This window comes from Streptomyces sp. NPDC001889, from assembly GCF_053594535.1.
Map to the genome: position 1 here is coordinate 88,184 of NZ_JBSFER010000006.1, position 12,202 is coordinate 100,385.

Here is a 12,202-nt window from a genome sequence, read left to right on the forward strand (position 1 = left end):
CGCCCGCCGGGGTCCCCGAAGAGGGGCCGGGAGGCCGGGGGGCAGGGAAGCCGGGGGCAGGGAAGCCGGGGCTACTTGGGGGCCATGCGGATGGCGCCGTCGAGCCGGATGGTCTCGCCGTTGAGCATGGGGTTCTCGATGATGGCCGTGGCGAGATGGGCGTACTCGGACGGGTCGCCCAGCCGGGAGGGGTGCGGCACCTGGGCGCCGAGCGCGTCCAGGGCCTCCTGCGGCCGCCGGTTGAGGAGCGGGGTCGAGAAGAGACCCGGCGCGATGGTGACGACCCGAATCCTGGCGGCGGCCAGGTCGCGGGCGATCGGCAGGGTCATCCCGACGATGCCGGCCTTGGAGGCGGAGTAGGCGCACTGGCCGATCTGGCCCTCGTACGCGGCGGCGGATGCGGTGTTGATGATGACTCCGCGCTCGCCGTCGGCCTCCTCGGTGCGGGACATCTCGGCGGCGGCGAGGCGGAGGACATTGAAGGTGCCGGTCAGATTGACCCCGACGACGAACTCGAAGTCCTCCAGGGCGTAGGGCGTGCCGTCCCGGGAGACGGTCCGGCCGCCGCGGCCGAGACCGGCGCAGTTGACCGCGACGCGCAGCGGCCCGAGCGCGGCGGCTGCGGCCACGGCACGGGCGGCGTCGTCGGCACTGCGGACATCGCCGGCGACGAAGTGGGCCCGCTCGCCGAGTTCGGCGGCGGCCTGCTCACCGGCCGAGGTGGGCAGGTCGAGCAGGACGACCCGGGCGCCGTGCCCGACCAGCCGCCGGGCGGTGGCGAGGCCGAGGCCCGACGCACCGCCGGTGACGACGGCGGAGACTCCGTTGATCTGCATGATGACTCCTTCAGCTGCGGGAAGGGGTGGCGGTGGTCCCGGTCAGAGGCCGATGGACTTGGCGATGATGGTCTTCATGACCTCGCTGGTGCCGCCGTAGATCCGCATGACGCGGGTGTCGGCGTAGAGCCGGGCGATCGGGTACTCCAGCATGTAGCCGTAGCCGCCGTGCAGCTGGAGGCACTTGTCGATGACCCGGCTCGCGGTCTCGGTGCAGAGCAGTTTCGCCATGGCGGCGTAGTCGGCGGTGAGTTCACCGCGGGCGTCGCGCTCCAGCGCCTCGTACGCCATCAGCCGGGCCGCCTCCACCTCGGTGGCGCACTCGGCGAGAACGAACTTGGTGTTCTGGAAGGCGGCCACCGGCTTGCCGAAGACCTCGCGCTCGCGGGTGTAGTCGCGGGCGAAGCGGATGGCCGCGGTGGCGGCGGCTGCCGCCTGGACAGCGATCACCAGGCGTTCGCGCGGCAGATTGGCGGTCAGACAGGAGAACGCGTCGCCCTCCTCGCCGAGCAGGTTCTCCACCGGCACGCGCACATCGGTGAAGGACAGCTCCGCGGTGTCGGAGGCGTGCAGTCCGATCTTCTCCAGGCTGCGGCCGACCGCGAAGCCCTCGCTGGTGGCGTCGACGACCAGGATCGACAGACCCCGGCGCCGGTTCTCCGCCGGCGCGGGCGCGGTGCGGCAGACCACCAGCACCAGATCGCACTGGGTACCGCCGGTGATGAAGGTCTTGGCGCCGTTGAGGACGTAGTGGGTGCCGTCGTCGGAGAGCCGGGCCGAGGTCTGGATGCCGGCGAGGTCGGAGCCGGTGCCGGGCTCGGTCATCGCGATGGCGAGCATCAGCTCGCCGGAGGCGCAGCCGGGGACCCAGCGGCGCTTCTGCTCCTCGGTCCCGAAGCGCAGCAGATACGGCAGGATGATGTTGGCGTGGGTCATCGCGGTGCCGACGGTGGCCCCGGCCCGCGCGACCTCCTCGGCGAACACGGCCCCGAAATGGTGGCCGCTCTGGGCGCCGCCGCCGTACTCCTCGGGCACCTCGACGCCGAGGACGCCCAGCTCGCCGAGCCGCCGGTAGAAGTCGCGCGAGACGGCCCTGGCCGCGACCCAGTCCGGCAGGTGGGGCACCGCCTCTTTCGCGAGAAACTCCCGGACCATCTCCCGGAAAGCCTCGTGCTCCTCGGTGAAGACTGTGCGCGACATAACCACCTCTCCCTTGAACCTGGGTTAGTCAGTTTTCACTTTTACGTTCGTTTCCGCTGGTGTCAAGGCATTCTTTGCGGAGAACGAGGTCTGGACAGGTGGGTTAGCTTGAAATAACTTAACGACTGGTCGCGCCCACGCGGCACCGTTCCCTCACCCCCTCCAGGAGCAGCTCATGCGTGATGCAGTGATCGTGGACGCCGTGCGGACCGCCGTCGGCAGGCGCGGCGGCGCCCTGTCCGGCGTACACCCCGTGGACCTCTCCGCCCATGTGCTGACCGCGCTCGCCGAGCGCACCGGGCTCGACCCCGCGTCCGTCGACGACGTCGTCTGGGGCTGCGTGTCCCAGGTGGGCGAGCAGGCCGGGGTGGTCGGGCGGTTCGCCGTGCTGGCGGCCGGCTGGCCCGAGTCGGTGCCGGGGGTCTCGGTCTCCCGCGCCTGCGGCTCCTCCCAGCAGTCCGTGCACTTCGCCGCGGGCCTGGTCACGGCGGGGCAGTACGACATCGCCGTCGCCGGCGGCGTCGAGTCGATGAGCCGGGTGCCGATGGGCGCGTCGCGGCAGGTGGCGGGGCGCGCCTACGGGCCGCTGGTGCGGGAGCGCTACTACCCGGACGGGGGCGAGTTCGACCAGGGGGTGGGCGCCGAGCTGATCGCCGAGCGGTACGGCCTGACCCGTACCGACCTCGACGCGCACGCCCTCACCTCGCACGCCCGGGCCGCCCGGGCCATCGACGAGGGCAGGTTCACCGGCCAGATCGCCCCCGTGACGGTGACCGGGGAGGACGGCGGCACACGGGTCTTCGACACCGACGAGGGCGTGCGGCGGGGCTCGACCCTGGAGAAGCTCGCGGGACTGAAGACTCCCTTCAAGGAGGACGGCCTGGTGAGCGCGGGGAACTCCTCGCAGATCTCCGACGGCGCCGCCGCCCTGCTGATCACGACCCCGGAGATCGCCCGGGCCAGGGGCTGGTCCCCGATCGCCCGGGTCCACACGGCGGTCCTGGCCGGCTGCGACCCGGTCACCATGGCGCTCGGCCCGATCCCCGCGACGGCCAAGGCGCTCGAACGGTCCGGTCTCCGGCTCGGCGACATCGGCGCGTTCGAGATCAACGAGGCCTTCGCGCCGGTCACCCTGGCCTGGCTGAAGGAGACGGGCGCCGACCCGGAGCTGATGAACCCCAACGGCGGCGCGATGGCCATCGGTCACCCGCTGGGCGGCTCGGGCGCGCGGCTGATGACCACGCTCGTCCACCACATGCGGGACAACAACATCCGTTACGGCCTCCAGGCGATGTGCGAGGCGGGCGGCATGGCGAACGCCACTGTCCTCGAACTGCTCTGACGGCGCGGAGCCCGACCGATCCGGCCGACCGTCGGGCGACATGGCCGGAAGTGAACCATTCCTAACAGAATCACTCTGAAGGATGGACGGAAAATGGGCTACTGTGGATGTATGAGTGACTTGGCCTTAACCTGTCAATCAGAGATCATCACCGCTCCGGCACCACTCCGCGCACGCTCCTGCTATACCTTTGATCCGGGTGGTTCAGAGCGAGGGGCGAAGAGCAGATGACAACGGAGATCCCGCGACGGACCACCGCGCGCAGGCCTCCCGACCGCAAGGCGCGCATCGTCGCCGCGGCGGCCGGGCTCTTCCGCGAACGCGGCTACCACAATGTGTCGGTCGCCGATGTGGCCGCCGCCGTCGGGATCACCGCGCCCGCGCTGTACCGGCACTTCCGCGGCAAGCCCGATCTGCTGCTCCATGTGGTGGACCGGACGATCAGCACCATCCGGGAGTCCGTGGAGTCGGCGCCCGACCTCGACACCTATCTGCGCGCCTCGGCGACGGGCGCGGTGGAGCGCCGGGGCGCGGCGGTGCTGTGGCAGCGCGAGGCCCGCCATCTGCCCGAGGGCGACCGCGAGGAGCTGGGGCACACCCTGAGCGGCATCGCCGGCCGGATCGGGGAGCTGATCCACACCGCGCGCCCGGAGCCCGCCGAGGCCGACCGGGCGCTGCTGGCCTGGGCCGTCCTGTCGGTGTACGGCTCCATCTCCTGGCACCGCACCTCGCTGCCCCGCCGCCGGTTCGAGCAACTGCTGTACCGGCTCGCGCGGGCCGCCGCCCACACCCCCCTCGGCGTCCGGCCGTCCGCCGGCGAGGACGCTCCGGCCGGCGCGTACCCGGGGATCGCGGTGTCGCGCCGCGAGGAGATCCTCATCGAGGCCATCCGGCTCTTCGACGAACGGGGTTTCCAGTCGGTCAGCACCGATGACATCGGCGAGGCCGCGGGCGCGTCCGGCCCCAGCATCTACAAGCACTTCCCCACCAAGACCGATCTGCTCGTCGCCGCGATGGTCCGGGGCGGCGAGCAGCGCAGGGCCGGCACCGCCCGGGCGCTGGCCCGGCCGGGCACCCCTCGCGAGACCCTGGACCGGCTGCTGCGCTCGTACATCGACTTCGCCCTGAGCCAGAGCCATTTGATCGGGCTGCTGATCGGGGAGCTGGACCAGCTCCCCGAGAAGGAGCGCAAGGCGGCACGGCAGACCCAGCGGGAGTACCTCGCCCTGTGGACCCAGCTGCTCGGGGAGGTGCGCCCCGGCCTGGAGGCCCCCGAGGCCAGGATCATTGTCGGCGCGGTGCTCGCTCTCGTCGACAACGCCTCCCGCACGGGACGGCTGGGCGGACGGCCGGATCTCACGGAGCGGCTCGCCGAGATCGGCACGGCCCTGCTGCTCTCCGAGGACGACCCCGCCGCCGGATAGCTCCCCGCACGGGCGGATCACGGAACGACGCGATCCGGCCAACACCCGCTGTGCACGGACGACTTCGCGCTACGCTCGCGCCGACCGCACGACGACGCCCGGGAGACGCCATGCGCACGGCACCGACCGCCGCCCTCACCTGGACGGCCGCCCTCCTCTTCGCCCTCACGGCGTGCGGTGGCGACGGTTCCGGGCCCGACACGGGTGCCTGCCGGGACGCGATCGCCGAGGAGCACGAGCGCGCCCTGGCCTCCGGCTCCGATGTCCGGGACGCGGTGGCGCCCGGCGTCTGCGACGAGCTGGACCCCGAGGACCTGCGGGATCTCGTCGAGGAGGTCGTCGCCGAGCACGGCGACGGCAGCTGACCCGCCCCCGCCCCTCGTCGCGAGGGCGTCGCGCGCGGGACCGGGATCGAGGCCGTACCCCTCTCCCTCACCACCGCTGCTTCCCCGGCGCCGCCCCGGGAACACGTTCCGCGCCGCGTCCTGAACATGCCGCTGCCCTATTGACCGTAACCTGACAAGCGATATGGTCCAGACCAAGGGTGCGACAGCGGCTTCGCCGCCGATTCACCGACTGCCGGTCCCCCCACGGCCGGTCGCCACCTCGGTGAAGCCATGTCCGCCCCCGCAACGCCTCTTCGACGAGGCCCGGCAACGACGGCGGGCCTCCACAGCAGAAGGAGCTGACATGAACGGGAAGAAGAAACTGGCCATCGTCATGGGCGCGGGTATCGCTCCGCTCCTCGCCGTCTGTCTGCCGGCGAGCACGGCCAGCGCGCACGGCTACATCTCCTCGCCGCCCAGCCGGCAGGCCCAGTGCGCCGCGAACACGGTTCCCTGCGGCCAGATCAAGTACGAGCCCCAGAGCGTGGAAGGGCCCAAGGGCCTGCGCAGCTGCAGCGGGGGCAACGGCCGCTTCTCCGAGCTGGACAACGACAGCAAGGGCTGGACGGTGACCCCCGTCAGCCGTTCGACCACCTTCAACTGGCGGCTGACGGCACGGCACGCCACCAGCACCTGGCAGTACTACGTCGGCGGCCAGAAGGTCGCGGAGTTCAACGACGGCGGGGCGCAGCCGGGTTCGACCGTGTCGCACCAGGTCAACCTCGGCAGCGCGAGCGGCAAGCAGAAGGTGCTCGCCGTGTGGAACATCGCCGACACCGCCAACGCGTTCTACGCCTGTGTGGATGTCAACATCCGCTGAGGTGACCGCGGTGTGAGGTCGCGGTGGGCGGACCGGCTCCGCCCACCGCGGCCCCCGGCGGCCGGCATGCTCCATCCGCCGCGCCCCCGGCGGCGGACCGGCTCCGTCCACCCGGAACCCCGGCGGGCGGGGTGGGCCCTCCCCGCTTGCTACGATCGCCGCCTCGATGACGGCGGCTTCCGCGACCGTGCCCGGTCAGGCGGTGAAGGAGAAGAGCGACCATGCCGGAACCCTCCTTCCAGGGCACGGTCGTCGACACCGCGCCCGCCTCCGACGTCTTTCTCGTCATCGGCATCCCGGGGTCCGGGAAGAGTTCGGTGTCGGCCTCGCTCGCCCGCCGCTTCCCCCTCGGCGCGCACATCGAGGGCGACCACCTCCAGGACCTGATCGTCGCGGGCGGACGGCTGCCGTCGCCGGAGACGGACCCCGAGGCGGATCGCCAGCTGCTGCTGCGGGCCCGCAACGCGTCGGCGCTGGCCCGCAGTTTCCACGCCGCCGGTGTCGTCCCGGTCATCGACGACGTGGTGGTCCGGCGCGCGCATCTGGACTTCTACCGGGAGCAGCTCCGAGGACTGCCGCTGCGGCTGATCGTCCTCGCGCCGTCGGCCGAGGTCGTCGCCCGCCGGGTCGCCGAGCGCGACAAGGTGCTGGCGTCCGACTGGTCGTTCCTGGACGGTGCGCTGCGCGGGGAACTCTCCGGCGAGGGAACCTGGTTCGACAGCTCCGCGATGACGCTCGCCGCGACCGTGGACGCCGTCCTGGCGCACGGCTGACACCCCTGCCCGCCGGAGCCGCCCGGCCCGCCACGCCCGGGAGGCCGGGTCGGCCCGCCCCGCCGGGCCGGTCTCCGCCGAGCGCCGTCCGAGCACCCGTCCGGCACATGCGCACCCGACCGAGGTCGTACGGCCCGGCGCCATCGCCCCACCCACGGTCGTACGGACCATGCGACCGTGGTCCGACGCGCCGGACCGGGCGGTTCGCCTAGCGTTCTCCCATGGCAGAACTCACCCGGGCGGCCACCGCCGCCGTACTCAGTCTCGCCCTCGCGCTGCCGCTCACCGGTGCGGCGACGGCCACCGCCGCGCCGCAGACGGCCACCGTGCGCCCGGTCTCCGCGACCGTGCCGGCCGACACCCTGCGACTGCCCCGACCCACCGGCCCGCACCCGGTGGGACGGACCACCCTGCACCTCGACGACCGTTCCCGCACCGACCCCTGGGTGCCGTCCGCCGGCGGCCGGCAGCTGATGGCCACCCTCCACTATCCGGCGGCCCGCCCCGGCGACGGCCGTACGGCGCGGTACTCCACGGTCGAGGAGGCCAGGCTGCTGGTGGAGGGGCAGGGCATCGAGACGCTCGTGCCCGCGCGGACGCTGAGCGCCACCCGGACCCACGGCCGGGTCGGCGCCCGCCCGGCCAAGGGGACGTATCCCCTCGTCCTGCTCTCGCCCGGATTCAGCGTGTCCCGGTACACCCAGACGAATCTGGCGGAGGATCTCGCCAGCCGGGGCTACGTCGTCGCCTCGCTCGACCACGCGTACGAGTCCTACGGCATCTCCCTGCCCGACGGCCGGACACTGACGTGTGTCGCCTGCCGGGCGCTGGAGGAGGACGGCTCCCGGGGGGCCGTGGTGACCGCGACCCGTGCCCGGGATGTGTCCCACGTGCTGGACCGGCTCACCGGACCCGCACCCGTCTGGCGGCACGCGGGCATGATCGACAAAAGACGTGTGGGGATGGCCGGCCACTCCATCGGCGGAGCGAGCGCCGCCACGGCGATGGCCGCCGACCGGCGGGTGGACGCGGGCATCAACATGGACGGCAGCTTCTGGGAGGATCTGCCCGCCGGGGGGGCTGGGCGGGCGGCCGTTCATGATGCTCGGCACCGATGACGGCGTCCACCGGCCGGGCGGCTCCGACACCACCTGGGACCGGATGTGGCCCACCCTGGACGGCTGGAAGCGCTGGCTGACGGTCACCGGATCGGACCACTTCACCTTCTCCGACGGGCCGCTCATCTCCCGGCACTTCGGGCTGCCGGCGCCGGCGCTGCCCGCCGGGCGGGCGGTGGCCGTCACCCGGGGCTATGTCGCCGCCTTCTTCGACCAGCATCTGCGCGGCAGACCGCAGCCGGTGCTGGCGGGGCCGACCGCCGCCAACCCCGAGGTGAAGTTCCACCACCCCTGACGCCCCGGGCCGGGGCCGGTGCGGCTGCCTCACGGCGGGCGGTCCGCCGGTCCCGGCGTCCCGGCAGAGCCCGGCGGCCGGGCGGCGGGCGGCGGGCGGCCATGGGGGTCGTGCGATCATACGGCGAGTGATCTTGAGCGATACGTCGTGACGGCGGGCGGCGTGAGGAGTCGGGTGTGAGCGCGGGTGGGGGTCGGGGCGGTTCGTCCGTGCCCGATGAGGAGTGGGAGCGGTTCCTCAGGGAATCGGTGGACGGCACGGCGGACGCACCCGGGGAACCGTCGGCGCGGGCCCGGGTCGTGACACGGCGGCTGCGCGAGAGCCCCGGGGAGCCGGCCGCCTGGCGCTCCACCGCACCGCCGCGGCCGAAGCGGCGGAGAGGCTGGTACGCGGCCGGACTGGTGGCCGCGGTCGCCCTGCTCGTGGTGGCGCTGATCCCGGGCCGGGTGACCGGCTGGTTCGGCGGCGACACCGGCACAGGCACCGGCGTGCCGATGGCCGCGGAGTCGGTGCGCCCCACGGAGCCGCCGCCCGTGGACGACCCCCTGCGGCCCACGCTGGAGGAGCCGTTCAGGGGATCGCCCGCGGAGCGCTGGGCGAGCGGCACCGCCGGGATCACCGTACCGGCGGCCAGGGCCACCGGATGGATGAGCAGGGCCCAGGTCGAGAAGGCCCTCCGCCAGAGCCGGGACTTCCTCGCCGCGTCGAATCTGGACTCCGGGGTACTGCGCGGCGACCGCCCCGCCGAAGCCATCGCACTGATCAACCCGCATCAGAAGAACATGAGGAGCTTCCTGTCGACCGCGTTCCGCGCGCCGGACGCGGAGAACGACCCGGTGTCGCTCTTCAGCCGGTTCGACCGCACACGGACGCGCCTGGTCGGCGACGAGATCAGGACCCGGGGCCGGATGACCTACCGGGAGGGCGACCGCGGGGCCCTCCGCGTCACGGCCGATGTCACCTATGTCTACCCGGTCGCCCGGGCGCCGCGGGGCGACGAGGTCGTCCGTACGATCGTGCGGCGCGAGACGGTGCTGAGCTGGGACAACCCGGCGAAGGTGATCACCGAACCCGGGACCTTCTCCCTGATCTCGTACGCCACCGACATGACCAACGGCGGCTGCGACGACACCGTGACGGGCTACTTGACGCCGCAGTTCGGTGCCGGTCCGGCAGCCGGCAGCGGCCCCGCGGTCGACCCGTACGACCGCGGCACGCCGCTGGACAAGCGGACGGGGGCGTCCGGGGACGACACCTGCGGGGTCGCCACGCGGTCCTGACGGAGGGTGTGCCGGCGGGGCCGGGTCAGTTCCCTCGGCCGGCCGTCAGCCAGTCGTCGATCACCCGCCGCTCCGGCATGCCGAAGCGGTAGAGCCAGTGGCCCACGGTGTCCACCGTGCGCAGCGTCGCCCTCGGGAAGGCGCGGGCCATGCGCCGGGCGCCGGGCAGCGGGGTCGCCAGGTCGTGGGTGGCGTTGACCACCAGGACGGGCGGCGGAGCGCCGTCGGCCCGGGCGGGCCGGGGCCTCGGCGGAAGGGGCCAGCCCTGGCAGTCGAGGACGAAGTCCAGGGCCTGGGCGTTGTGGCGGACGCCGGGGGCGGCCCGGGCGACGCGTTCGCGGATGGCGCGGTAGTGGGCGTAGTCACGCATCCTGAGGTCGTTGTCCCGGCAGAGGACCAGCCGTGTGGCGATCTCGTTGCTGCCGCCGCCGCTCCAGTGGACCTCGCCCCGGCCGGTGCGCAGGGCGGCCAGTTGCCGTGCCGCGCTCTCCGGCATCCCTCTGCCGGCGGTGAAGGTGAGCAGTGCGGAGAGCTGGTCGGCGGTGACCCTGGCCGGTGCCGGCCCGTCCGGTCCGGGCTCGCGGAGTGTGCCCGCGTCGGCCCGGGCGAACAGCTCGCGGGTGACGGCCATCAGGTCGTGGCCGTGCAGCGCGCACTCCGTCTCCCCCGCGCACCACCGCGCGAGCCGCCGCAGGGCGCCGTCGACGGTGACGCTGCCGTCGGTGAGGTAGCGCTCGGCGCCGGAGAGGTCCGGGTCCACCGCGCTGTCGAGGGCCAGAGCGCGGAGGCGCCCGGGGAAGAGCCGCGCGTACCGCTCGCCGATGAGGGTGCCGTAGGAGTGGCCGAGGAAGCTGATCCGGGGTTCGCCGAGGGCGGCGCGGATCGCGTCCATGTCGCGGGCGACGCTCTCGGTGTCCATATGGGCGGCGAGCGGGCCCGTGCGCCGCAGACAGCTCTCCGCCAGCCGGCCGTTCAGGGTGCGCAGCCGCTCGAACTCGGCGGCGTCACGGGGGCGGGACGGCATCGAGTCGAGGATCGACTCGTCGCACCGGGCCCCCTGGCTGCGCCCGATGCCGCGCGGGTCGAAGCCGACCATGTCGAAGCGCTGGAGCATCGCCGGGTCGTAGCCCTCGTAGGGGTCGTCCGCGTAGAGCGCGTCATCGGCTCCGGGCGCCCCGGGGCCGCCGGGGTTCGACATCAGGACGCCGATCCGGCGTGCGGGGTCCGCGGCCCGCTGGCGCGCGACAAAGACGCCGGTCTTCGGCCCCTGTGGGTCCGACCAGTCCAGCGGCACCCTGACCGTCGCGCACTCCGCCCTCGGGCCGGGTTCGGGAGAGGGCGGGTCGGGCCGGGGGCAGGGCCCCCAGCCGATGGCCGGCGGCGCGGCGGTGACGCGGGACGGCTCCCGGGCGGCGGCGGCGCCGGGGGCGGCCAGGGCCGCGGCGGAGGCGCAGAGGGCCAGGAGCACGGCGAGACCCCGCCGTCCCGTGCTCGGGCCGATGTTCGAACGCATGCTGGTGTTCACCCGCGGCACTCTTCCGGCGCCACATGATGGTGACTCCACCGGCCCATGGTGACCAGGTAACAACCGGGTGGGCACGGGCGGTTCGGCGGCGACCGGGGCGGCGGAAAGCCGGTCCCCCCCTCCGCTTTCACAAGGGCACAAGCGTTCAACGCGTGAACGCCCCGATCGCGCATACTCCATTCCCGGTGGGCAACCCGATGGCTTGTACGGATGAGCCGGTGAAACCACCGGCATCCCCTCGCATGCGCGGCCGGAACATCCTCGCCGCGCTTTCGGGGGCCGATTCCGCCTCCGAATTCCCAGGACGCCAACGCTTCCCGCCCTGCCGGACATTCCGGCACCTCTCCCTCTCCCAGGAGGCCCGAGTGAGCAAGGATCTGCGGAGTTACGACACCAGGACCACCTATGGCGCGGCGTCATCCGATTACGCCGTGGCCGCCGAGGAATTCTGGGGCTTCATCTCCGACGACACGGTTTCGCGTCTGCCTCTGCGGCCCGGTCTCCGGGTGGTGGACTTCTGCTGCGGCCCGGGACCGATGACGGTCCGCATGGCCGAGCGGGTCGGCCCGACCGGCTCGGTGGAGGGTGTCGACATCCTGGAGGAGATGCGCGCCATCACCCGGCGCAGGGTCCGGGAACGCGGGCTGGACCAGGTCAGGGTGAGGTACGGCGACATCGACGCGCTGCCGCCCGGCGATGGGGCCTTCGACATCGTGAACTGCTCGCTGGGCATCTACTTCGCCGAGGACATGGTGCGGACGCTCGCCGCCTTCTGGTCGTATGTGCGGCCCGGCGGAACGCTGGCGATCACCACCATCGGCCGGCGGCTCTTCGAGCCGGTGCTGCCCGTCTTCTTCGATGCCTGCCGGGCCGAACGGCCGGGCATGGGGACCTATCTGCCCTGGGTGCGGACCGAGGACCCGGACGTCGTGCGCGCCCTGCTGGACGAGGCCGGGGTGACCGGCGCGGAGGTCACCACCGAGGACACCCCGCTGCCGCTGCGCTCGGCCGGGGCGTGGTGGCCCATCGTGCACTCCAGCGGGCTGCGGCGGCTGGAGGCGGAACTGGACGCCGCCGCCGAGGAGCGGGTGCGCGCCACATGCGAGAAGTGGATCGAGGAGCACCGGGTCGACCGGCTCAACGTCAGCACGGTGCGCGCCATCGCCACCAAGGCGTGACCACCCGGTCGCCCGGGTGCCGCCG

At 73.1% G+C, this 12,202-nt stretch carries 12 protein-coding genes; 9 read left to right on the forward strand and 3 right to left on the reverse strand.

What is annotated here, in order from left to right; translation table 11 throughout:
- Positions 1-71 precede the first annotated feature (71 nt).
- Both ACWCRA_RS08265 and ACWCRA_RS08270 read right to left on the reverse strand, forming a co-directional pair.
- Entirely contained in the window at positions 72-836 is a 765-nt protein-coding gene (locus ACWCRA_RS08265; protein ID WP_451067073.1) for an SDR family NAD(P)-dependent oxidoreductase, read from the reverse strand.
- A 42-nt stretch (positions 837-878) separates the two neighbouring features.
- Positions 879-2,036, reverse strand: coding sequence for an acyl-CoA dehydrogenase family protein (locus ACWCRA_RS08270; RefSeq protein WP_351549602.1), 1,158 nt, complete (start codon positions 2,034-2,036; stop codon positions 879-881).
- 175 nt (positions 2,037-2,211) lie between these two features.
- On the opposite strand from ACWCRA_RS08270, the gene ACWCRA_RS08275 reads away from it, so the two are divergent.
- The 8 genes from ACWCRA_RS08275 to ACWCRA_RS08310 all read left to right on the forward strand — a co-directional run bounded on the left by ACWCRA_RS08275 (position 2,212) and on the right by ACWCRA_RS08310 (position 9,474).
- The gene (locus tag ACWCRA_RS08275; RefSeq protein ID WP_351549604.1) at positions 2,212-3,378 is read left to right on the forward strand and encodes a thiolase family protein; all 1,167 of its coding nucleotides are present in this window, start codon (positions 2,212-2,214) and stop codon (positions 3,376-3,378) included.
- A gap of 227 nt (positions 3,379-3,605) precedes the next feature.
- On the forward strand, positions 3,606-4,802 hold the full coding sequence (locus ACWCRA_RS08280) for a TetR/AcrR family transcriptional regulator (RefSeq protein WP_451067074.1): 1,197 nt from the start codon (positions 3,606-3,608) through the stop codon (positions 4,800-4,802).
- 110 nt (positions 4,803-4,912) lie between these two features.
- Positions 4,913-5,167, forward strand: coding sequence for a hypothetical protein (locus ACWCRA_RS08285; RefSeq protein WP_351549610.1), 255 nt, complete (start codon positions 4,913-4,915; stop codon positions 5,165-5,167).
- Between the two features lie 325 nt (positions 5,168-5,492).
- A complete protein-coding gene (locus tag ACWCRA_RS08290; RefSeq protein ID WP_351549613.1) occupies positions 5,493-6,008 on the forward strand; it encodes a lytic polysaccharide monooxygenase auxiliary activity family 9 protein in 516 nt (171 codons plus the stop codon).
- 221 nt (positions 6,009-6,229) lie between these two features.
- A complete protein-coding gene (locus ACWCRA_RS08295; protein ID WP_351549616.1) occupies positions 6,230-6,781 on the forward strand; it encodes an AAA family ATPase in 552 nt (183 codons plus the stop codon).
- 221 nt (positions 6,782-7,002) lie between these two features.
- The gene (locus ACWCRA_RS08300; protein WP_451067075.1) at positions 7,003-7,899 is read left to right on the forward strand and encodes an alpha/beta hydrolase family protein; all 897 of its coding nucleotides are present in this window, start codon (positions 7,003-7,005) and stop codon (positions 7,897-7,899) included.
- Positions 7,880-8,194, forward strand: coding sequence for a hypothetical protein (locus ACWCRA_RS08305; RefSeq protein ID WP_451067076.1), 315 nt, complete (start codon positions 7,880-7,882; stop codon positions 8,192-8,194). Before ACWCRA_RS08300 ends, ACWCRA_RS08305 begins: the two co-directional genes overlap by 20 nt.
- 209 nt (positions 8,195-8,403) lie before the next feature.
- On the forward strand, positions 8,404-9,474 hold the full coding sequence (locus ACWCRA_RS08310; RefSeq protein ID WP_451067077.1) for a hypothetical protein: 1,071 nt from the start codon (positions 8,404-8,406) through the stop codon (positions 9,472-9,474).
- 25 nt (positions 9,475-9,499) lie between these two features.
- Here the strand turns inward: ACWCRA_RS08310 and ACWCRA_RS08315 are convergent, their stop codons facing one another.
- Positions 9,500-10,999, reverse strand: a complete 1,500-nt coding sequence (locus ACWCRA_RS08315) for an alpha/beta fold hydrolase (RefSeq protein WP_451067078.1) — start codon at positions 10,997-10,999, stop codon at positions 9,500-9,502.
- Between the two features lie 365 nt (positions 11,000-11,364).
- Here ACWCRA_RS08315 and ACWCRA_RS08320 point away from each other — a divergent pair, with 365 nt between their 5' ends.
- On the forward strand, positions 11,365-12,177 hold the full coding sequence (locus tag ACWCRA_RS08320; protein ID WP_451067079.1) for a class I SAM-dependent methyltransferase: 813 nt from the start codon (positions 11,365-11,367) through the stop codon (positions 12,175-12,177).
- The last annotated feature ends 25 nt before the right edge of the window (positions 12,178-12,202 follow it).

Bases quoted from the DNA above. Each gene is read 5' to 3' on its own strand.
- ACWCRA_RS08285 (WP_351549610.1), top strand. From the start codon at position 4,913: ATGCGCACGGCACCGACCGCCGCCCTCACCTGGACGGCCGCCCTCCTC.
- ACWCRA_RS08270 (WP_351549602.1), bottom strand. From the start codon at position 2,036: ATGTCGCGCACAGTCTTCACCGAGGAGCACGAGGCTTTCCGGGAGATG.
- ACWCRA_RS08280 (WP_451067074.1), top strand. From the start codon at position 3,606: ATGACAACGGAGATCCCGCGACGGACCACCGCGCGCAGGCCTCCCGAC.
- ACWCRA_RS08300 (WP_451067075.1), top strand. From the start codon at position 7,003: ATGGCAGAACTCACCCGGGCGGCCACCGCCGCCGTACTCAGTCTCGCC.
- ACWCRA_RS08265 (WP_451067073.1), bottom strand. From the start codon at position 836: ATGCAGATCAACGGAGTCTCCGCCGTCGTCACCGGCGGTGCGTCGGGC.
- ACWCRA_RS08295 (WP_351549616.1), top strand. From the start codon at position 6,230: ATGCCGGAACCCTCCTTCCAGGGCACGGTCGTCGACACCGCGCCCGCC.
- ACWCRA_RS08305 (WP_451067076.1), top strand. From the start codon at position 7,880: ATGATGCTCGGCACCGATGACGGCGTCCACCGGCCGGGCGGCTCCGAC.
- ACWCRA_RS08275 (WP_351549604.1), top strand. From the start codon at position 2,212: ATGCGTGATGCAGTGATCGTGGACGCCGTGCGGACCGCCGTCGGCAGG.
- ACWCRA_RS08290 (WP_351549613.1), top strand. From the start codon at position 5,493: ATGAACGGGAAGAAGAAACTGGCCATCGTCATGGGCGCGGGTATCGCT.